The organism is Micromonospora sp. NPDC047753, from assembly GCF_040642735.1.
In the GTDB taxonomy this organism is placed as follows: domain Bacteria; phylum Actinomycetota; class Actinomycetes; order Mycobacteriales; family Micromonosporaceae; genus Micromonospora.
Map to the genome: position 1 here is coordinate 1 of NZ_JBEYSL010000023.1, position 20,411 is coordinate 20,411.

The 20,411-nt window shown below is 72.0% G+C and carries 16 protein-coding genes; 7 read left to right on the forward strand and 9 right to left on the reverse strand.

The window, feature by feature from the left end:
* Window positions 1-88: SDR family oxidoreductase (locus ABZ749_RS03785; RefSeq protein WP_357222479.1), on the reverse strand; the 88-nt coding region annotated here is incomplete at its 3' end.
* 430 nt (window positions 89-518) lie between these two features.
* Complete coding sequence (locus ABZ749_RS03790) at window positions 519-2,072, reverse strand: hypothetical protein (RefSeq protein WP_357222446.1); 1,554 nt, start codon at window positions 2,070-2,072, stop codon at window positions 519-521.
* Between the two features lie 278 nt (window positions 2,073-2,350).
* Between ABZ749_RS03790 and ABZ749_RS03795 the strand changes: the two genes are divergently transcribed.
* Window positions 2,351-4,081 carry a hypothetical protein gene (locus tag ABZ749_RS03795; RefSeq protein WP_357222448.1) on the forward strand — a complete coding sequence of 577 codons (1,731 nt, stop codon included), beginning with the start codon at window positions 2,351-2,353 and terminating at the stop codon, window positions 4,079-4,081.
* Between the two features lie 57 nt (window positions 4,082-4,138).
* Here ABZ749_RS03795 and ABZ749_RS03800 read toward each other — a convergent pair whose 3' ends face one another.
* Together ABZ749_RS03800 and ABZ749_RS03805 are read right to left on the reverse strand one after the other, a co-directional pair.
* Window positions 4,139-5,668, reverse strand: a complete 1,530-nt coding sequence (locus tag ABZ749_RS03800) for an FAD-dependent oxidoreductase (RefSeq protein ID WP_357222450.1) — start codon at window positions 5,666-5,668, stop codon at window positions 4,139-4,141.
* Window positions 5,669-5,692: 24 nt separating this feature from the next.
* Entirely contained in the window at window positions 5,693-6,181 is a 489-nt protein-coding gene (locus tag ABZ749_RS03805; protein WP_357222451.1) for an MSMEG_6728 family protein, read from the reverse strand.
* Between the two features lie 95 nt (window positions 6,182-6,276).
* Between ABZ749_RS03805 and ABZ749_RS03810 the strand changes: the two genes are divergently transcribed.
* Genes ABZ749_RS03810 through ABZ749_RS03825 form a run of 4 tightly spaced genes read left to right on the forward strand, consistent with a single transcriptional unit; the run spans window position 6,277 to window position 12,952 of the window.
* The gene (locus ABZ749_RS03810; RefSeq protein WP_357222453.1) at window positions 6,277-8,247 is read left to right on the forward strand and encodes an NAD-binding protein; all 1,971 of its coding nucleotides are present in this window, start codon (window positions 6,277-6,279) and stop codon (window positions 8,245-8,247) included.
* Between the two features lie 50 nt (window positions 8,248-8,297).
* A complete protein-coding gene (locus tag ABZ749_RS03815) occupies window positions 8,298-11,150 on the forward strand; it encodes a BTAD domain-containing putative transcriptional regulator (RefSeq protein WP_357222455.1) in 2,853 nt (950 codons plus the stop codon).
* A gap of 30 nt (window positions 11,151-11,180) precedes the next feature.
* Window positions 11,181-12,170, forward strand: a complete 990-nt coding sequence (locus ABZ749_RS03820) for an ATP-binding cassette domain-containing protein (RefSeq protein ID WP_357222457.1) — start codon at window positions 11,181-11,183, stop codon at window positions 12,168-12,170.
* Window positions 12,167-12,952, forward strand: coding sequence for an ABC transporter permease (locus ABZ749_RS03825; RefSeq protein ID WP_357222459.1), 786 nt, complete (start codon window positions 12,167-12,169; stop codon window positions 12,950-12,952). The genes ABZ749_RS03820 and ABZ749_RS03825 overlap by 4 nt, the downstream gene beginning before the upstream one ends.
* Before the next feature lie 19 nt (window positions 12,953-12,971).
* Here ABZ749_RS03825 and ABZ749_RS03830 read toward each other — a convergent pair whose 3' ends face one another.
* Both ABZ749_RS03830 and ABZ749_RS03835 read right to left on the reverse strand, forming a co-directional pair.
* Window positions 12,972-14,207, reverse strand: coding sequence for an APC family permease (locus ABZ749_RS03830; RefSeq protein WP_357222461.1), 1,236 nt, complete (start codon window positions 14,205-14,207; stop codon window positions 12,972-12,974).
* Window positions 14,208-14,217: 10 nt separating this feature from the next.
* Complete coding sequence (locus tag ABZ749_RS03835) at window positions 14,218-14,955, reverse strand: phosphatase PAP2 family protein (protein WP_357222481.1); 738 nt, start codon at window positions 14,953-14,955, stop codon at window positions 14,218-14,220.
* Between the two features lie 120 nt (window positions 14,956-15,075).
* Between ABZ749_RS03835 and ABZ749_RS03840 the strand changes: the two genes are divergently transcribed.
* Window positions 15,076-16,299, forward strand: a complete 1,224-nt coding sequence (locus tag ABZ749_RS03840; RefSeq protein ID WP_357222463.1) for a DUF4032 domain-containing protein — start codon at window positions 15,076-15,078, stop codon at window positions 16,297-16,299.
* A gap of 26 nt (window positions 16,300-16,325) precedes the next feature.
* Here ABZ749_RS03840 and nagA read toward each other — a convergent pair whose 3' ends face one another.
* Genes nagA through ABZ749_RS03855 form a run of 3 tightly spaced genes read right to left on the reverse strand, consistent with a single transcriptional unit; the run spans window position 16,326 to window position 19,370 of the window.
* Entirely contained in the window at window positions 16,326-17,435 is a 1,110-nt protein-coding gene (gene nagA / locus ABZ749_RS03845) for an N-acetylglucosamine-6-phosphate deacetylase (RefSeq protein ID WP_357222465.1), read from the reverse strand.
* Window positions 17,432-18,388 carry an ROK family protein gene (locus ABZ749_RS03850; protein WP_357222483.1) on the reverse strand — a complete coding sequence of 319 codons (957 nt, stop codon included), beginning with the start codon at window positions 18,386-18,388 and terminating at the stop codon, window positions 17,432-17,434. The genes nagA and ABZ749_RS03850 overlap by 4 nt, the downstream gene beginning before the upstream one ends.
* Before the next feature lie 52 nt (window positions 18,389-18,440).
* On the reverse strand, window positions 18,441-19,370 hold the full coding sequence (locus ABZ749_RS03855) for a sugar isomerase (RefSeq protein ID WP_357193935.1): 930 nt from the start codon (window positions 19,368-19,370) through the stop codon (window positions 18,441-18,443).
* Between the two features lie 200 nt (window positions 19,371-19,570).
* On the opposite strand from ABZ749_RS03855, the gene ABZ749_RS03860 reads away from it, so the two are divergent.
* A complete protein-coding gene (locus ABZ749_RS03860; protein WP_091403015.1) occupies window positions 19,571-20,356 on the forward strand; it encodes a DeoR/GlpR family DNA-binding transcription regulator in 786 nt (261 codons plus the stop codon).
* The last annotated feature ends 55 nt before the right edge of the window (window positions 20,357-20,411 follow it).

Below are 20,411 nucleotides of genomic sequence, written 5' to 3' on the forward strand. Positions count from 1 at the left end.
ACGTCACTCCATTGACGAAGCTCGCCGCGGGTGACAGCAGGTACGCGACCGCCTCGGCCACCTCTTCGGCCCTCCCGATGCGGCCCACCGGGTGCCCCGTCGACGTACATCCGCATCCGACGGTGGGCGGACATCTCGGTGAGGTTGGAGAGTTTGGCCGGCGGTACGGCCGGGCGGGCCTCGACGAAGGCGCTGGGCTCCGCGTGCTGCCCGTGGTGGTAGGCGTCCGCCATCCACCAGCCCAGCCGGAGTGCGGTGACGATGCAGGCGCGCTCGTCGCGGATCAGCGGGTACGCGTCGTCGCGGCCGATCTCGTCCGTCGACGCGCCGTTCTCCGCGCCGGCGCGGTGCAGTGGTGACATCTCCCGCTGCCCTCCCGCCCGGCCGATCGACGGTTGATCATTCGAGCGTACGACAATAGATAGTCGCATATGACGGCTTTGGCGGGTTTGACGACCGTAGAGGGCGAAGGGCCACGCCGGGCGTGCCGGCGCGGCCCCTCGTGCGGGATGCCCAGGTCAGGAGGGATCTGGCAGGACGATCGTGATCTTCTTGTTGGCGCCGTCACGAAGAGCGACTCCACGCGCGGAGGCGAGGTCGGAACCCCCGTACCAGCCGCCGACCCATGGCGGATTCGGCACGTACCGGACCTTGACCGACTGGTCGGTCAAGCCCTCGATGACCCGCTGGCCGTTGAACGAGTACTCCTTGACCAGATCCCCGGTCCGGGCGTTGTAGACCTCACCCGCGAACCAGCCGTTGTACGGCTGGCCGTCCGCCGATGTCACGGCGAAGCTCAACCGGGGGCCGGTCTTGCCGAGCGAGATGTCGGCGACGCCCGGCAGGTCGGTTCCGGCCCTGGTCGTCGCGGCGGTCTTACGGTCCGAAGCGTTGCCCGTCCACACCGCCGCATACGATTCGATGTAGTCGTAGTAGTGCGAGAACTCCAGCGGCCAGTCGTACGGGCCGAGGTTCGGCACCGTGTAGGTGCCGTCGGAATCGGCGCAGAACGGGCCAACCCCGGGCGCGCCGGACCCCTGACGTGTCGGCAGGACCGCCGCGCATCCGTTGGTGAGGGGCTGGCCGGTTTCGGTGTCCCGAATCGTGCCGGTGATTCGGGCCGCCGGGTCCAGCTTGACGGTTGGCACGGTGCTGAGCAGACCGGCCTGGCCGTCGACCCGCAGCGCGTCGTACTGCCGGCCGACGCCCCCACGGCGTCCCACCCACTGCATGCCGTGCACCTCGTCGGCGGGTAGCGCCAGCAGGGTGTACTCACCCGGCTTCAACTCCCCGATGCTGACCCGGCCCTGCTCGTCGGTGTAGTTGAGGCCCCATTCGCACGTGTCGCTGTCCACCGAGCCGAAGGTGAGCGACAGTGCCGCGACACAGACGTTCGGGACCGGAGCTCCACTGGCCCGGTCGACGACGGTGGTGGTGATCGCGGTGGTCGGACGGAGGGCGACCTCGACCGTGGTGATCTGACCGAGGGTCACCTTGACGTTCTTGACCTCCTGCGCGGCATGGAGGCCGTCCGAGGACCGCAGTTCCAGGGTAAACGTCCCCGACTCCAGGTTTGCCAGGCGGATCCGGCCGTCGGTGGCGCCGCACTGCTGGTCGTACGGGCGGACCCCCGCGCAGTAGGCGTTGACCGGCCCGCCGCTGACCGCGTCGGTCGCGAGCACCTCGACGACGCCGGGCAGGAGCATCTGCTCCTCCGGCGTCGTCGTGGTGACACCGGAGGCAACGGTCACCACGTCGGCCGTGGAGTAGCCGAGCTTCTGGTGCGACCACTGGAACCGGCCGAGAAAGCCATACTGGATCTTGTAGGTGCCGACCGGGACGGAGGCGAACCGGAAGTTGCCGTCCGCGTCAGACACGACCTGTCCGCCGCTGGCACCTTCGGTGGTGAAGAGGTTGACCGTGACGTTGCCGGGCTTCTCGGTCACCACGTGGCCGGTGATGGCGCCAGTGTCGGGCTCCACGGCCTGCGCCGGAGTCGCGGCCAGAGTGGCGACGAGAGTGAGCGTGGTCGCCGAGGCGAGCATGAAGACTCTGCGGGCGGGTGTGATCATCGTTCCCCGTTCAGGCGGAGGGTGTGGCGCAGCCGTCGGATTCTGGCCGATGCTGCGCTTCGCTCGAAACGGGGCCGCCGCCGTCAGTGCAAGTCACTACGATCCGAGCGGTCGCCGCCGTTCTGCTGGCGACCGTACAGGAGGAACTCCACTTGAGATCTGTAAGCCGCGGCCTCCGGCTGGGCGGGCGTATGCCGGTGTTGGCTGCTGTCGCCACACTGGCGCTGGGAGCCGTCGTCCTCTCGGCCGGTCCGGCTAACGCCGCCGAGCCCCATCACGTGTTCACACCCTCGTTCCTCGCCTACACCGACTCCACCACCCCGGACAGCGCGGTCTTCTACCCCAGCGGGGGCGACATCCCGGTCGGGTCGTGGCGGGACGACGCCGGCACCACGCACTCCTCCCGCATCTATGTCACGTTCGACATCGGCGGGATCTACGTTGGTCGGCTGAGCCAGGCGACCCTCGTCGGGCGGGAGAGCCGCGCCAACGACTGTGCGCGCCCACGCGCCACCGTCGCCCAGGCAACCGCCGCCTTCACCGGTGAGAACAGTTGGTCGCATCCGCCGGCCACGGTCGGCAAGGCGGTCGCCGCTACCGCCGAGGGCGGTGAGTGTGCCTCCTGGCGGACCACGTGGGACTTGACCGCCGCGTTGACCAAGGCTCTGAGCCGGGGTGAGCGCCAACTCACCACCGAGCTGCGGATCCCCAAGCGGAACGAGGGGGATGTCTCCTACGGCCGCTGGCTGGAGAGCAACGAGTTCCGGTTCGAGGTTGAGCTGACCAACACCGCTCCGCTCAAGCCGACCAGGCTCTTCAACGCCAACACCGACACCCCCTGCGGTCCGGAGTACTTCGCCGGATCGGAATTCAGCGCGTACGCCAACATGACGGACCGGGACCGGGACCCGTACGACGAGCTGACCGCCGAGATCGAGTTTTGGCCGCTCGCCGACCCGTCTGCGGTCACGCCTGTCAGCCCCGGCGTTTCCAGCGGCCCCGACGGTCTCGACGCTGTTGCTCAGATGCCGGTGGCCTCGCTCGCCGACGGGGAGTATGCCTGGCACGCCCGGACCTACGACCAGCGCGCCTGGTCACCCTGGAGCGATCCGTGCCGCTTCACAGTGGATCGCACCAAGCCCGCTGTTCCGCCGACAGTCGCCTCCCCGGAGTATCCGGAGAATCCGGCGAACCCGACCGGCAGCCGTGGAACCGAGGGCACCTTCCTGTTCACGTCGCACGGCGTCCCGGACGTGGTGAGCTTCCGGTACGGCGACAGCCAGTGGGGTCTCTACAACCAGGTGCCAGCCGACCAGCTCGGCGGCGCGGCCACCATCCGGTGGCGGCCTCGCGACGCGGGCGAACAGACGCTGTACGTGGCAAGCGTGGATCGCGCCGGCAACAGCTCTCCGGTGCGGGCCTACACGTTCAACGTGCGCGACCTCAACGTCAACGCGTGGTCGACAGTCCAGCATCCCGACCCTTCCGGCGACGGAATGGCGGTCACGATGCGCTTCAGCACCCAGCCCGGCAACGGCATCACCACCATCGCCTACCGGGTCGACGGCGGGTCGGAGCAGTTGGCGACAGTGGGAGCCGACGGGGTCGCCGAGCCGGTCCTGGCACCCCTCAAGGGCGGTGAGCACCAGCTCAGCTACGTCGGCCGGAGCGCATCCGGCGAGCCGGGGTACCAGCAGGAGACGACATTCTTCGTCGACGATGGGCCCACCATCACCTCGGACGGCGTCTATCCGATCGAAGGCTCCGGCGGTGGCGTCGGTGCCCCCGGCGTCTTTACGGTCTCTCCGGCGGTGACCAAGGGCGCCACCTCGGTGCGGTGGTTCGACAGTGTCGACAACAACCCCAGAGTGGTTCCGCTGGCCGCCGACGGCAAGGCCAGGATCACCTGGACGCCCACCACGGCCGGCTGGACGTATTTCTGGTTCACCGTCGAGTACGCCGACGGCAGCGTGTCCAGTTACCGGTCGTTCTCGGTCACTGTCAACTGATCCGACGCGGGGGTGCGGGAACGCACCCGCACCCCCGGGTGAGGTTCTCCACCAGGGTCAGGGCTTCCGGGCCAGCAGGCCACGCGGTCGGATCGAGAGCACCGGCTCGGCCGCACCACCCTCGGCGCGCAGGATGTGGTTCGCGGCCATGATCCCGGTCGCGGCCGAGCGTTCCATCAACGCGCTCGGGAAGTCCGTGGCGATGCCGTCGCCGGCCAGGTAGAGGCCGGTCGCGTCGGTGCGTACCCCCGGTCGCCAGGCGTGGCTGCCCGGCGTGAAAGCCGGCGCCTGCGCCTCCACCCGGGCCCGCAGCTCGCGGACCCGCAGCTCGCCGGCCTCCGGCCAGAGCGCGACCAGCTCGCGGCGCATCCGCTCGGCCAGTTCCTCGGCCGGCACGCCGGGCTCGCAGGCGTACGCGTGCAGCTCGACGACGGAGCCGCCGGTCTGCTGCGCCCAGCGCCGCGACTCGTTCTCCAGCCGGTGGTAGAGCGTCACCGAGTCCAGAGTGGGCTGACGGGACACGCCGCTGAACACCGCCCGCTCGGCGGCCACGTCCCCGTCACACCAGTACCGCGCCACCGCGTACGGCGGGCCGGGGGTGCCGAAGGCCGGCATCCGTGCCGCCAGCTCGGGTGCCTGCTCGGCCAGGTCCGGGGAGGCCGCCACCAGCGCGGCGAGCGCCGGCGGGTCGACGGCGAGCACGACGTGACCGGCCGGATGGCTGCCGCCGTCGGTGGTCGTCACCCGCCACCCCTCGGCGTCGCGGTGCACCCCGGTCGCGGCGCAGCCGGTGAGGACCCGGCCACCGTGCTTCTCCACGTGCCGGGTCAGCGGCTCCCAGATCGCCGTGGCGTAGTCCTCGTCGGGGCAGTCGAAGGCCAGCCCCTCCGGGTTGCCGAGCAGATAGAAGTGGAACTGGGCGACCATCTCGGCGGCCGACATCTCCGCCTCGTGGTTGAAGAACGAGTGCGAGAAGACCTCGAACAGCATCGCCCGAGCCCGGTCCGGCAGTCGCAGCGACGCCAGCAACTCGTCGGCTGTGGTGTCGTCCAGGTCCGCGTAGGTGCGCACCGGGTCGTAGCTGAGCAGCGGCAGCGCCGCGTCCCGGTCCATCAGTCGCAGGTCGGCCAGGCGCAGGCTGGGGCTGCGCAGCAGCAGCGCCAGCAGGTTCGCCGGTGGCGCGGGCGGCAACCTGCCGAACTCCTCGGTCGGCCACTGCTCGCTGAGAATCGGGTAGCCCGGAATCGGCTTGAGGAAACCCAGGTCACTGTCGATCCGGCGGAGGATGGACCGCCAGTTGTAGTACTGCCGGAAGAACGCGTGGAAGCCGTGCTCGTTCTGCTGACTGCCGTCGGCGAGCGCCTCCGGCCAGGCGCCCAGCCGACCACCGAGGGTGGGTGCCGCCTCCATCACCGTGACCGCCACACCCCGCTCGGCCAGCACCACCGCCGCCGACATCCCGGCGATGCCGCCACCCACCACCAGCGCCGTGGTCGGTCGCGGCACCCGGTTGGCGCCACCGCCGCCCGGGTCCACCTGGTGCTGCCGTACGCCGATCAGCCGACCTACCACTTGCGACAGCGCCATGGGCCCAGTCTGCCCCACCTCGGCTCAGTCGGCTGGCAAGCAACGGCGGGGACGGTCGGAGGCCGGCCAGACGTACTCCAGGTCCTCCGGCACGTCGTCGCCGAACAGCGGGCGGTAGTGCGCCGGGTCCTTGCGCAGCAGCGACGAGCGGTGACTCAGGTGCAGGTCGTCGCGGCCCAGCCACGGTGGCAGCTCACCCGCTCGGGCCAGCTCGTCCTGGGTGCGTACGACGTCGGCCCCGCAGGCGTCGGCGAGGTCGACGGTCATCGTGGTGGCGCAGGTGTCGGCCCGCCCCGGTTCGGTCCAGACCGCGCACATGTCGAGGCCGTAGCGGACGAGCGCCTCCTCATACCCGGCCCACATCTTCACGGCCGGGTGGTTGCGCCAGCCGTACCCGGGTCGGGTGAGCCCGCGCAGCACCTGGATGGCCTCCACCCGCTGCTTGCCGAGCCGCTTCTGGTCCAGCGTGCGGGCGCTGGCCAGGAAGCCCGGGTACGGGAGGAACGTCTGCATGCCGCTGCTCTACCCGTCGCCGGGGCGGACATACCTGGCCCCGGGATGATCCGGACGGGGTCGCCCAGGGTGGCTGTGCTGATTACGATCCGGGCATGGCGGAGCCGTGGCGGGACCGGGCGCGACGGGCGGTCGAGTGGAACTGGCGACTACGGTCCGTCGGTGATCCGCGCCCGCACTACGTGATCTGTGGCAAGGACGCGCTCGCCTACTACGTGGCCCGGGCGATGCTCGAATCCGAGCTGCCGGTCGGTGGGGCCCGGGTGACAGTCGTGGTGCCGGAGCGTTACCGCAGCAACGGGCCGGACGTCGCCGGGCTGCGTGGGATCCGGGTGGTCCGCTCGGACCGGCTTGACGTGGCCACCTTCGAGGCCGCCGGTCTGGCCGGCGCGACCGGGCTGGCCCTGTTGCACCAGGACGACGTGGGCAACCTGCACGCCGCGCTCTGCGCCCAGGCCGTCGACCAGCGGGTCCGCCAGGTGCTGCGGATGTTCAACGGCACCCTCGCCGACGGCGTGCGCAAGCTGCTCAAGGCCCCGGTCGAGGTGCTCTCCGACGCCGAGATGGCCGCGCCGGCCTTCGTGGCCGCCGCGCTCAACGAGGTCGACCCGAGTTCCTTCCAACACCGGGACAAGACGCTGCGAGTGGCGCGTCGGGCCGACGTCCGACCGCAGGACGTGGTCTGCGCGTTGGCGCACCTCAGCGAGGCGCGGGGGGTGGAGCTGCTGCCGGCCCAGCAGGCCGGCGCCGACCTGGTGCTGGCCGAGGCGACCGGTCAGCCGCCGGGCACCGAGGTCGCCGCCCGCCGGTTGGTCCGGGCGCGTCGGCGGCGTCGTCCGATCTCGGTGGTGGTGGGGGCGGTACGCGGCTTCGCCACCCGCAAGATCGGCATTGCGGTGATGGTGGTGCTCGCGCTGATCGCGGTGCTGGGAGCACTGATCTCCCGGGCCGAGGACGTCTCTCCGCTGGAGGCGCTGTACCTGACGCTGGTCACCACGCTCAGCGGCGCCGACCCGGACACCACCAAGGCGGCGGATGCCCAGATCATGCAGGTGGTGCTCAACCTGGCCGGGTTGGCGCTGATCCCACTGATCACCGCCGTCGTGGTGGACGGCATCGTCAACGCCCGACTGGCCCTGCACACCGGCCGCCTGCAACCCGCGCGGGTCGGGCACGTGGTGGTGATCGGTCTGGGCAACGTCGGCACCCGGGTGATGGCGCAGCTACGCGAGTACGACGTCGAGGTGGTGGCGATCGACAAGGATCCGGAGCCGCGCGGCGCCGCCCTGGCGCGCCAACTGGAGGTGCCGCTGATCGTCGGCGACGCCGCGTTGCCGGAGACACTCGCCTCCGCCTCGGTGGCCGACTGCCAGGCGCTGGTGGTGGCGTCCACCGACGACGTGGCCAACCTGGAGGCGGCCCTCGCCGCCCGCGACCTCCGCGCCGACCTGCGCGTGGTGCTGCGGCTCTTCGACGGTGACTTCGCCGAACGGGTGGAGGAGACCTTCGCTCTCGGGGTGTCCCGCTCGGTCTCCTACCTGGCCGCCCCGGCCTTCATCGGGGCGCTCACCGAACGCGCCGTGATCAGCACCATCCCGGTCGACCGGCACGCGCTCCCGGTCGCCGAGGTGCCGGTCGCCGCCGGCTCCGAGCTGGACGGTCGACCGCTGGACGCGGTCAACCGGGACGGGCAGGTCCGGTTGATCGCCCGCACCCCGGCCGGCGGCGCCAGGACGATCTGGTGGAAGGACCTCGACCCCCGCCAGGTGATCTTCGCCGGCGACCGGCTGACCGTCGTCGCCCGGCGGCGCGGGCTGGACTGGCTGACGCGCCAGTGCGCCCCTCCGGCCCACCCGGAGCCGGTCACCCGACCGGCCGGGTCGGTCCACGGCGGAGCGCACACCCCGGCGGTGGCGTCTCCCTCCGTGCCGGGGCAGACGGGCCCGGGGGCCGGCGCGGCACATCCCGTCCCTCCGGGTGGAGACACGCCCTCGACGACCAACGGTGTTCAACCTGACGAACGTGAGCTGACCCGCCGGCATGACGGGCCCGGCGAGGTGAGCTGACAGCACCCGACGCAGCAGGAACCGGCCGGCACTGAGCGACAATCCATGGCATGCGTTTCCGCATCCTGGGTCCGACCCAGGTCGTGCTGGCCGACGGGCGAGAGGTCCCCGTGGGCGGGCCTCGGCTGCGTGCCCTGCTGGCGCTGCTTTTGCTCGACGCGGGTCGGGTCGTCTCCGCCGACCGACTGATCGACGGCCTGTACGGCGAGCACCCGCCCCGAGGTGCGGCCAACGCGCTCCAGTCCCAGGTGTCGCGACTGCGCCAGGCCCTGCCCGCCGGGCACGACCCGGTCGAGTTCCACCCGGCCGGTTACCGCCTGGCGGTGGATCCCGACGACGTCGACGCGTACCGCTTTGAACGGCTCGCCGAGGAGGGACGCCGCGCGCTCGTCGACGGCGACTGGCCCCGCGCGGCGGGGCTGTTGTGCGAGGCGCTGGAGCTGTGGCGTGGTCCCGCCCTGGCCGATGCCATCGGCGCAGCCGGCGCGCCCGCTCAGGCGGCCCGGCTGGACGAGCTGCGGTTGGCCGCCATCGAGAATCGGGTCGAGGCGGATCTGGCGTTGGGCGCACACGGCACGCTGATCGCGGAGCTGCGGGAGTTGGTCGTCGCGCATCCGCTGCGGGAGCGGCTACGTGGCCAGCTCATGCGCGCCCTGGCGGCGCTGGGCCGGCCGGCCGAGGCGCTGGCCGAGTTCGAGGATGCCCGGCACACGCTGGCCGAGCAGCTCGGCGTCGACCCGTCGGCGGAGCTGGCCGCCGTCCATCTGGCGGTGCTGCGTGGGGCGGAACGCGGGTCGGCCGAACCGGTGCTGCCGAGTCAACTCACCACCTTCGTCGGGCGCGAGGAGGAGCTCAAGCGCGTCGGCGACCTGCTCGGAGAGCGGCGGCTGGTCACCCTCACCGGTCCCGGGGGCGCGGGCAAGACGCGCCTGGCGATCGAGGCCGCTGGCCGGGTCGACGGGGAGGTCCGTTTCGTCGAGTTGGCCGGGCTGGCCGACGGTTCGGACGTTCCGCAGGCGGTGCTGAGCGCGCTCGGCCTGCGCGACGCGGGCCTGCGTGCCCCGGCCGAGCCGGGCTGGCAGACGACCGACCGGTTGGTCGAGGCGCTGGCCGAGCGGCGGCTGCTGCTGGTCCTCGACAACTGCGAGCACGTCCTCGTCGACGCGGCCCAGCTGGCGGCCCGGTTGCTGAGCGCGTGCCCGGCGTTGCGCGTCCTGGCCACCAGTCGGGAGCCGCTGGGGTTGGCCGGTGAGGCGCTGTGCCCGCTGTCCGGGCTCAGCCTGCCACCGCTCGGCGCGTCCGCGCCGGCCGCCGACGACTACGCGGCGGTTGGCCTCTTCGCCCAACGGGCCGCCGACGTCGCGCCCGACTTCACCGTCACGCCGGCCAACGTCGAGATGGTGCTGCGGATCTGCCGCAGCCTGGACGGCCTGCCGCTGGCGATCGAGTTGGCCGCCGCGCGGCTGCGGGCGTTGCCCGTCGCCGAGGTGGCCGCCCGTCTCGACGACCGGTTCCGGCTGTTGTCGACGGGCAACCGGGCCGCGTCGCCGCGACACCGCACCCTGCGGGCCGTGGTCGAGTGGAGTTGGGATCTGCTCGACGACGCCGAACGGCAGGTGGCCCGACGGCTGACAGTCTTCGCCGGTGGGGCCACGCTGGAGGCGGCCGAGCGGGTCTGTGGCCTGCCCACCGCCGAGTTCGTCGACGCGCTCACCGGTCTGGTCGACAAGTCCTTCGTGGAGATGACGGGTGGCCGATACCGGATGCTCGAAACGGTGCGGGCCTTCTGCGCCGAGCGTCTCGCCGAGGCCGGCGAGGCCGACCAACTGCGTCGCGCACACACCGCGTACTTCCTGGAGTTCGCCTGGACCGCCAGCGACCACCTCCGCTGCGCGGAGCAACTGCACTGGCTGCGACGCCTCGACGCGGAGCGGGACAACCTGCACGCGGCGTTGCGTCGGGCCACCGCGGCCGGTGACGCGTCCGACGCGGCTGGAATGGTCGCGGCCCTGTCGTTCTACTGGTGGCTGCGCGGCATGCGCGGGGAAGGGGCGCGGCTCGCCGCGGACGTCCTCGAACTGCTCGGCACCGAGGCGCCGCCGGGGCTGGGCGAGGAGTTCGCCCTCTGCGTCTACAACGCCTCGCTCGCTGGCTCCGGCTCTCTGCCGTCGCTCGGGACGCAGCGGTCCGTGATCCGCAGCCTCGACCGGCCGCCGCGACAGCCCTTCCTGCTGTACCTGTCGGGGATCTCGACGGGACCGCCCTCCGGCGGTGCCGAGGATGTCGACGAGCTGATGGGGGAGCTGCGACGGCTGGTCGGCCCGGACCCGTGGATCAACGCGCTCGGCGCGATGGGCAGCGGCTCGGCGCTGATGTGGAGCGACCAACGGGACCGCGCCCGGGCCGCGCTGGCCACAGCGCTCGACGGCTTCCGCGGCACCGGGGACCGGTGGGGCACCATGATCACGCTCGGGGCGCTCGGCGAACTGGCCGCCTGGCAGGGCGATCCGGAGACCGCGGGCGCCCACATGGATGAGGCCATGGGACTGGTCGAGGCGCTCGGGTCGGCCGTCGACCAGGCCGACATGCTGCGTACCCGGGGCGAGATAAGGCTGCGCGCCGGTGACCTCGCGGGGGCGCACGAGGACTTCACCGGTGCGTTGTTCCTCGCGCAGCGCAGCGGCGCGCCCGAGTTCGTGGCCAGCGCCCGGCTCGGCCTCGCCCAGGTGGCCCGGGTGCGCGGGGACCTGGCCGCCGCGAGGCGGTTCTGCGAGGAGGCGTTGGCCGGTGGGCTCACCGGCTGGTACGTCGGCGAGGCCGCCCGCGCGGAGATCGTTCTCGTCCTGAAGGAGATCACCGAGGCGGAGAAGACCGGTGCGCCGCCGTCAGCGGGCGGTGCGTGACCGGTCAGCGTCGGGCCGCACCGTGGGGGCATGACGACATTCGAGGTGGTCGCCGAGGGTCTGGGCAAGCGGTACGGCCCGACCAGGGCGCTCGACACGTTCGACCTGACCGTGCCGCCCGGCACGGTCCACGGACTGCTGGGACCGAACGGCGCGGGCAAGACGACTGCCGTACGGATCCTCACCACCCTGCTGCGCTTCGACACGGGAAGGGCCACGGTGGCCGGGTACGACGTGCTGCGCCAGCCGGACGAGGTGCGCGCCCGGATCGGGCTGACCGGGCAGTACGCCGCGGTCGACGAGATCCTCAGTGGCCGGCAGAACCTGGAGCTGTTCGGCCGGCTGTTCCGGCTCGGCCGACGGGAGGCCCGCCGACGCGCCGATGAGCTGCTGGAACGGTTCGGGCTGGACGAGGCGGCGGGGCGGTCCGCCGGTGAGTACTCGGGTGGGATGCGTCGCCGGTTGGACCTCGCCGCCAGTCTGATCCGTACGCCGCGGGTGTTGTTTTTGGACGAGCCGACGACCGGCCTGGACCCGCGCAGCCGCAACCAGGTGTGGGACCTGGTCCGAGGTCTCGTGGCGGACGGGACCACGGTCCTGCTCACCACGCAGTACCTGGAGGAGGCCGATCAGCTCGCCGACCGGATCTCGGTGATCGACGCCGGCCGGGTGGTGGCCGAGGGATCACCGGACCAGCTGAAGGCGATGACCGGCGGCGACCGGATCGAGGTGGTGGTCCGCGACGCGGCCGAGCTGAGCCAGGCGGCCCGCCTCGTCGCGCGGATCTGCGGTGCGGAGCCCGAACTCGACCCGGAGGTTCGACGGCTCAGCGTGCCGGTGGTCGATCGCGTCGCCGGCCTGGTCGACGTGGTTCGCGCGCTGGACGACGCCGGGATCGCTGTCGAGGACATCGGCCTGCGGCGCGCGACGTTGGACGAGGCATTCCTGCACCTGACCGGGCACCGGCCGGATGAGGCCCGTGAGCCGGTCGGGGCCGGACGAACTGTGGAGGTGGCATGACCACGGCGATCGTCGACGGTTGGACGATGACCAGGCGGAACATGACCCACGTGGTTCGCGCGCCGGAGGAGCTGATCCTCTACTTCTCGCTGCCGATCATGTTCGTGCTGGTCTTCGGGTACGTGTTCGGCAGCGGCATGCAGGTGCCGGGTGGCGGCGACTACCGCGAGTTCCTGCTGCCCGGGGTCTTCGTGATGACGATGCTCTACGGGTTGGGGGCCACAGCGACCGGCGTGGCGCTGGACCTCAGCCGGGGTGTGGTCGACCGGTTCCGGTCGATGCCGATGGCACGGTCCGCCCTGATGACCGGTCGCAGCGCGGCCGACCTGCTGCGCGCCCTGCTGGAGATGTCCACCCTCCTGGTGTGTGGCCTGCTCGTCGGATGGCAGTGGCGCGAGGGTGTGGGCAGGGCGTTGCTCGCCGTCGGGCTCCTCCTGCTGCTGCGAGTCGCCATCACCTGGATGGGGATCTACCTGGCGCTTCTGGTCCGCAACCCGGACACCGTCGGCGTCATCGTCTTTCCGGCGGCGTTTCCGCTGACCGCGATCTCCAACGTCTTCGTGTCGCCCGAGCTGATGCCGTCGGTCATCGGGACGATTTCGGAGTGGAACCCGTTGTCGGCCACCGTCGCGGCGGTCCGCGAACTGTTCGGCAACCCGGGCCTGGGTGGTGACTCCTGGCCGGCGGAGCACGCGATGCTGTTGGCGGTGCTGTGGCCGGTGCTGCTGATCGCGACGTTCGCCCCGCTGGCCGTGCGCCGCTACCAACGGTTGAGCCGCTGACTCCGACCGTCTCCCAGGGTCAGCGGCGGGCCCGCAGGGCGTGGAAGGCGGCACCGACGCCGAGCACACCGAAGCCGGCGATCACGCTGCTCAGCGGCAGGTTGACAGCGAGCAGCAGGCACCCGACCAGTCCGAGAACGGCGAGCACCCGGACCGGCAACCGCCGGTCCGGGTCCCGCCCCAGGGTGAGCGCAGACGCGTTGGTGATCGCGTAATAGACCAGCACCGTGCAGCTGGAGAAGCCGATCGCGTCGCGTACGTCACCGAGCAGCACCACCACTGTCACCACGGCGGCCACCGCCAGTTCGGCGCGGTGCGGCACCTGGTGCACCGGGTGCACCGCGGCCAGCGCACCGGGCAGATCACGGCGGCGGGCCATGGCGAGGGTGGTCCGACCGACCCCGGCGACCAGGGACAGCAGCACCCCGACGACCGCGATGGTGGCCCCGGCGCGGACCAGCCACGCCAGGCCGGGCAGCCCGGCGGCGGTCACCACGTCGACCAGGGGCGCGGCGGATCCGGCCAGCCGGTCGGCGCCGAGCACGCCGAGGGTGACCGCCGCCAGCACCAGGTAGATCACGAGCACCACCCCGAGCGCCAGCGGCACCGCGCGCGGAATGGTCCGCTGCGGGTCGCGGACCTCCTCGCCCAGCGTGGCGATCCGGGCGTACCCGGCGAAGGCGAAGAACAGCAACCCGGCGGCGGTGAGCACGCCCCGCGCCGAGCCGCCGGGCTCGCCGAGCCGGCCCAGATGCACCGGCCCACCGACCAGGCCGACGACGGTGACCACTGCCAGCACCGCCAGCACCAGCGCGACCAACGCCCTGGTCACGGTGGCGGTCTTGCCGATGCCGCGAAGGTTCACAGCGGTCACCGCGAGCACCGCGCCGACGGCTACCAGTCGGGCCTGGCCCGGCCAGAGGTACGCCCCGACGGTCAACGCCATCGCCGCGCAGCTTGCCGTCTTGCCGACCACGAAGCCCCAACCGGCCAGGAAACCGGCGAACGGCCCGAGGCGCTCCCGACCATAGACGTAGGTGCCGCCGGACTCCGGGTACCGGGCCGCCAGCCGCGCCGAACTGGTCGCGTTGCAGAAGGCCACGAAGCCGGCCAGCGCCAGCGCGGGCAGCAGGCCGGCACCGCCGGCCGCCGCCACCGCCGGGCCGAAGACCACGAAGACGCCCGCGCCCAGCATCGAGCCCAACCCGATGACAACCGCATCGGGTACGCCCAGCCGCCGCGCCAGTTGATCCACGAATCAGAACCTAGGGGTACGAGGTGAACGGCCGGTCCCACGCACGTAACCGGCCGGAGAGCGGCAGATCGTCCCAGGGCACCCGGTGCAGCAGCCGGTCCAGGAGCAGGCCCAGCAGCAGCCCGGCGACCGAGTCGGTCAGCCAGTGCCAGCCGAGGTAGGTGGTGGTGGTGAGGACGACCAGCGGCGGTACGACGCGGATCACGGTGACGAGCCGGCTCGGGAGTTGCCGGCCGAAAGTGCGGGCCAGTGGGGCGAGCAGCAGCGCGATGACCCCGTACCAGACGATCGCGTTGGCGACGTGGCCCGACGGGTAGGACTGGGCGAACCGCACCGGCAGGTCGTCGTGGAACAGCGGCAGGGTCTGCTCGGGTGCCAGGAACGGCTCCTTGACGCTGGCGCTCGGTGCCGCCCGCGCGGTCCAGACCTTCAGCGGACCGATCGTGAAGGTGGTGATCACGAACCCGACCACCGGCAGCAGGATCGGCCGCACCGACCGCAGCCGGACGGCCAGCAGCACGCCCAGACCGACGCCGATCAGGGTCAGCGGGGTGCCCTGGCCGAGGAAGTTCAGCACCCGGGCGACCCAGTACGCGGCGGCCGGCCGGTGCCCGTCGGCCCAGTCGGCGACCGCCCGGTCCAATCCGAAGAGCTGGTCGGCGGCGAGCGCCACAGTCAACCCGACCAGACCGACCAGTAGAAGCGCGTCGAACCACCAGCCGGCCGGGCGAACGGGCCGTAGCCGCAGGTCACGTCGTACCGCTGTGGGTTTGAGCACGCGACCACGCTACCGGCCCGGCGCGAGGCCGGGGTGCGCGGCGCTGTGGGCCCAACCACGATCAGAGGCGGATGAGGGGGACGACCAGTCATGCTTGTGCCCGTGCGGATCACGTCTGCCCTCGTGGACCCGGCGCTGCTCGACCTGCCCTGGTCGACACCGCTGGAGGAGTGGCCTGCCCAGCACCTGGTGGCGCTGCCGCAGGGCATCTCCCGGCACATCGTCCGTTTCGTCCGGTTGGGCGACTACGTGTACGCGTTCAAGGAGACCCGCGAGCGGATCGCCGAGCGGGAGTACGACCTGCTCCGGGCCCTGGAGCGGATCGACTTCCCCTCCGTCGAGGCGGTCGCGGTCGTCGCCGACCGGCAGACCGAGGACGGGGAGCCGCTCGAATCGGTGCTGATCACCCGGCACCTGCAGTTCTCGCTGCCGTACCGGGCGCTCTTCTCGCACACCCTCCGCCCGGAGACGATGAGCCGACTGCTCGACGCGCTCGCCGCCCTGATCGTGCGGATGCACCTGACCGGCTTCTTCTGGGGCGACTGCTCGCTGTCGAACACGCTGTTCCGGCGGGACGCGGGGGCCTTCGCCGCCTACCTGGTGGACGCGGAGACAGGTGCCCTGCACAACTCGCTCTCCAACGGTCAGCGCGGTGAGGACCTGGAGATCGCCCGGGTGAACATCTTCGGTGAGGCGCTGGACCTGCAGGCCGCTGGCCTGCTGCACGAGTCCATCGACCCGGAGGTGGTGTGCGAGGAGGTCGTGCAGCGCTACGAGCGGCTCTGGCACGAGATCACCTATGAGCAGGCGATCGAGCGGGAGGCCCGGCGCGACATCGAGGGCCGGATCCGCCGCCTCAACGAGCTGGGCTTCGACGTCGCCGAGGTGGCCATGTCGACCATCGACGGTGGGCGTTTCCTGGTTCGGCCGAAGGTCGTCGATGCCGGCTACCACACCCGGCGGCTGCTTCGGCTGACCGGGCTGGACGCCGAGGAGAACCAGGCTCGCAAACTGCTCAACGACCTGGACGCCTACCGTGCCGAGAGCGACCTGATCGACGAGCAGCAGGCGGCCCACCGCTGGCTCACCGAGGTCTTCGAGCCGGTGGTCCGGGCCGTTCCCGCGCACCTGCGTCGGAAGCTGGAGCCGCAGGAACTGTTCGCCCAGATCATCGAGCACAAGTGGCTGCTCTCCGAGCAGGCCGGCCGGGACGTCGGGATGCGCCACGCGGTCCAGTCGTACCTGTCCGACGTGCTGGTGCACCGCCCCGACGAGCAGGCCGTCCTCGGCGTGGAAGTCCCCAGCCTCAGCTAGGGCCCAGCCCGGTTGTCCGCGGTCTGTCACTCCACCCAGGAGCCTGCGCGCAGCACCCGCACCACGTTGAGGTCGTCGTCGAGCACCACCAGGTCGGCGCGGAGGCCCACCTGGAGGGACCCGACCCGGTCGCCCAGGCCGATGGCCCGCGCCGGGGTGGTGGCCACCATCCGTGCGGCGTCGGCGATCGGGATTCCTGCGTTCACGGCGTGCCGCAGCGCGGCGTCCATGGTCAGCGTGCTGCCGGCGATCGCGCCGTCGCGGGCGAGCCGGGCCACTCCGTCAGCGACGGTGACGGCCTGTCCGCCCAGTTCGTACTCGCCGTCGGGCATGCCGGCGGCGGCCATCGCGTCGGTGATCAGCGCGGCGCGGTCCGGGCCGGCGGTCGCGGTGACGAAGGTCAGCATGCCGTCGTGCAGGTGGATCCCGTCGGCGACCAGTTCGCAGATCACTGTGGGCGCGTCGAGCAGGGCCACCACCGGCCCCGGCTCACGGTGGTGCACGGGCCGCATGCCGTTGAACAGGTGGGTGCCGACGCTGGCGCCGGCGGCGACCGCGGCGCGGGTCTGCTCGTACGTGGCGTCGGTGTGACCCACCGCCGCCACCACCCGCCGCGCGGTGAGCAGCTTGATCGCCTCCAGCGCGCCGTCGCGCTCCGGGGCGAGGGTGACCATTCGGATCGCGCCCCGGCCCAGCTCGATCAGCTCGGTCAGCTCGTCGGTCGACGGGTCGCGCAGGTACTCCGGGTTCTGTGCGCCGCAGCGGGTGGCCGACAGGTACGGCCCCTCGAAGTGGACTCCCGCCAACACGCCCTCCTCGACCAACGGGGCGAACGCCTCGGTGGCCGTACGCATCAGCGGAAAGGGCGAGCTGACCAGGCTGGCCAGCAGCGTGGTGGTGCCGTGGGCGAGGTGGAAGTCGGCCGCCGCGCGGGCCTCGTCGGCGTCCCCGGTGGTGAAGGTGTGCCCGCCACCGCCGTGCGTGTGCATGTCGACGAAGCCGGGCACGATCCAGTGTCCGTCGTGCACCGACGGATACTCGGCCACCGCTGTGATCCGATCACCGTCCCACTCGACGCAGCCCTGTCGGACGACTCCGGTCGGGGTCACCACTCGGCCGTTCACCCGTACGGTCATCGCTTCTCCTGTTGGTCACGGACACCCACGGCGTCCAGGGCGAGCAGGGCGGCACCGAGGCAACCGGCCTCGTCGCCGAGGGCTGCCGCGACCAGTTGCGGCTCCCGGTGGAAGGTCATCCGTTCGTGCAGCGCCGCCCGCAGCGGAGTCAGCAGCCGGTCCCCGGCCTGGGCCAGGCCGCCGCCGAGCACTATCGTCGCCACGTCGAACAGCGCCTGCCCGCTGGCGAGGCCATCGGCGAGCGCCTCGACCGCCTCCTGCCAGACCTGGCCGGCGAGCGGTTCGCCGGCCGCCGCCCGTTCGGCCACCTCGGCCGCGGTCACCGGGGCGTCGGCGGTGTCGCCGGCGAGTTCGGCGTAGCGGCGGCCGATCGCGGCGGCCGACGCGATCGCCTCCAGGCAGCCGGGGCGGCCGCAGCCGCAGCGCGGACCGTCGGGCCGGACCAGGATGTGGCCGATCTCCCCGGCGGCGCCGTGGCCCCCCACCGCGGCCGTGCCGTCGACGACGTGCGCGGCGGCGATGCCGGTACCGATGGCCACGAACAGCACGTGCCCGGTGCCGCGTCCGGCGCCGAGCCGGGCCTCGGCGAGACCACCGGCACGCACGTCGTGGCCGAGCGCCGTCGGCAGGCCGAGCCGCTGCACGGTCAGGTCCCGCAGGGGTACGTCCCGGAAGCCCACGTTCGCCGACCAGACCGCGACGCCGCGTGCCTCGTCCACCACCCCGGGCACGGCGATGCCCACCGCGATCGGGGTGAGCCCGTCGGCGCGGGCCTTGTCGGCAAGCCCACCGGCCACGTCCAGGATGGTGCCGACCACGGCGGCCGGGCCGCGTGCGGCGTCGGTGGGATGCCGTTCGGTGCTCACCACGACGCCGTCCGGTCGGACCAGGGCGCATTTCATGCCGGTGCCGCCGACGTCGAGCGCAACGACCACGCGGTCGTCGCTCACGATGCCACCTCGGTTCGCGGCTGCGGGGCTCGCAACCCCGGCTCACTCCTCGCGCTCACGCCAACACCACGGACCGGGTCAGGTGGCGGGGCGCGTCCGGGTCGAGGCCCCGGCTGGTGGCCAGCGCGACAGCGAAGCGTTGGGCCAGGATCAGGTCGGCCATCGGGTCGACCGGGGTACGGCCGGCAGACCAACTGCCCAGCACCGTGCGCCAGCCGTGCGTGCGGCTGTGCACGAAGGCCGCGCCGGTGGCCGCCACATCCTCGGGCAGCCCGTCGGGCAGCTCACCGAACGCCCAGACCAGCCGGCCCGGCGCGGCGACCGAGATGGGACCGTGCCGGTAGTCCATCGCCGGGTACGCCTCGGCCCAGAAGGTGGCCGCCTCGCGGCACTTCAGCGCCGCCTCCTGGGCCAGCCCGACCGTCCATCCCCGACCGAGGAAGGTGACCTGCTCGATGGTGGCCGGGTCGATCGGCAGCGGTGATCGCACCGCCACCTCGGCGTCGGCGGCGAGCGCTGTCACCGGGTCGCCGAGCTGGGCCCGGAGCAGGGCCAGCGCGGTGGTCGCGAAGCGGGTCTGCACGACCGACCGTTCGTCGGCGAAGGGCAGGGCGACGGTGGCGGTGGCCAGCTCGACCGCTGGGGACGCGGGGTCGCCGACGATCACTGTGGTGGGTGTCTGTCCGCGCAGCGCGGCGAGCAGCTCCAGCACCTCGGTGGTGGTGCCGGAACGGGTGATCGCGATCAGCCGGTCGTAGCGGCGGCCGGCGGGGAACTCGGACGCCTGGAACGCGTCTGTCTCACCCTGGCCGGCCTGCTCGCGGCGGGCCGCGTACGCCATCGCCATGAACCACGACGTGCCGCAACCGACGACGGCGACCCGCTCCCCGGGGCGCGGCAGGTCACCGCGCACGACCTCGGCCAGCCGGGCCGCCTCCCGCCAGCAGTCGGGTTGGCTCGCGATCTCCGCGTCCACGTACGCCATGGGAAACTCCTCGCAGGGCCGATCGGTGCGCAATACGGCTCGTTAGACCCGCATTTCGCGCGTTATTCTGCGCGAACGCGGGTGACCATGGCAACCGGCCGGCCGATCGCGCAGGTCAGTCTTTTGCGCAAGCCTAGTTTCGCGCACTAGTGTGCACGCAATCAATCACCGTCCGTGCAGTTGCTGGGAGGGCCCCCGCGGTGGACCGGTACGCCAGATGGAACGCCCTGCTCGAAATGCTGACCGACAACGGCCGGGTCAGCGTCGAGGCGGCAGCCGAGCGGCTGGACGTCTCCCAGGCCACCATCCGGCGTGACTTCGACCAGCTCGCGCAGCAACAAATGATCACGAGGACCCGGGGCGGCGCGGTCGCCAACGGCGTGTCGTACGACCTGCCGCTGCGCTACAAGACGGCCAAGCACTCGGCCGAGAAGCAGCGGATCGGGGCCGCCGCCGCCGCGCTCGTCACGCCGGGCACCGTGGTCGGCCTGAACGGCGGCACCACCAGCACCGAGGTGGCGAGGGCGCTCGCCGTCCGACCGGATCTGAACACCAGCGCCGAGGGTGCCCAGCTCACCGTGGTGACGAACGCCCTGAACATCGCCAACGAGCTGCTGGTCCGGTCCCGGATGAAGGTCGTGGTGGCCGGCGGCGTGGTGCGGCCGAAGTCGTTCGAACTGGTCGGCCCGCTGGGCGGGGCGCTGCTGCGCGAGGTCACCCTGGACGTCGCCCTGCTCGGCGTGGACGCGATCGACCCGCAGCTCGGCGCCGCCGCCCACCACGAGGGGGAGGCGGCGATGAACAACCTGATGGTGGCCCGCGCCAAGCGCGTGGTGATCATCGCGGACTCGTCCAAGCTGGGCGGTCACGCCTTCGCCCGGATCTGCCCGGTCGAGCGGGTGGAGACGCTGGTGACCGACTCCGGTGCCGCGCCGGAGGTGGTGGACGCGTTCCGCGCTGCCGGCGTACAGGTCATCTGCGCCTGAGGGGTCACGCTCCGTCGATGAATTAGCCCGATCGGCGCGTCGATGCATACCGCGT

Coding starts and splice junctions, on each gene's coding strand:
- ABZ749_RS03790 (WP_357222446.1), bottom strand. CDS start 2,072: ATGATCACACCCGCCCGCAGAGTCTTCATGCTCGCCTCGGCGACCACG.
- ABZ749_RS03800 (WP_357222450.1), bottom strand. CDS start 5,668: ATGGCGCTGTCGCAAGTGGTAGGTCGGCTGATCGGCGTACGGCAGCAC.
- ABZ749_RS03805 (WP_357222451.1), bottom strand. CDS start 6,181: ATGCAGACGTTCCTCCCGTACCCGGGCTTCCTGGCCAGCGCCCGCACG.
- ABZ749_RS03810 (WP_357222453.1), top strand. CDS start 6,277: ATGGCGGAGCCGTGGCGGGACCGGGCGCGACGGGCGGTCGAGTGGAAC.
- ABZ749_RS03815 (WP_357222455.1), top strand. CDS start 8,298: ATGCGTTTCCGCATCCTGGGTCCGACCCAGGTCGTGCTGGCCGACGGG.
- ABZ749_RS03820 (WP_357222457.1), top strand. CDS start 11,181: ATGACGACATTCGAGGTGGTCGCCGAGGGTCTGGGCAAGCGGTACGGC.
- ABZ749_RS03825 (WP_357222459.1), top strand. CDS start 12,167: ATGACCACGGCGATCGTCGACGGTTGGACGATGACCAGGCGGAACATG.
- ABZ749_RS03840 (WP_357222463.1), top strand. CDS start 15,076: ATGCTTGTGCCCGTGCGGATCACGTCTGCCCTCGTGGACCCGGCGCTG.
- nagA (WP_357222465.1), bottom strand. CDS start 17,435: ATGACCGTACGGGTGAACGGCCGAGTGGTGACCCCGACCGGAGTCGTC.
- ABZ749_RS03855 (WP_357193935.1), bottom strand. CDS start 19,370: ATGGCGTACGTGGACGCGGAGATCGCGAGCCAACCCGACTGCTGGCGG.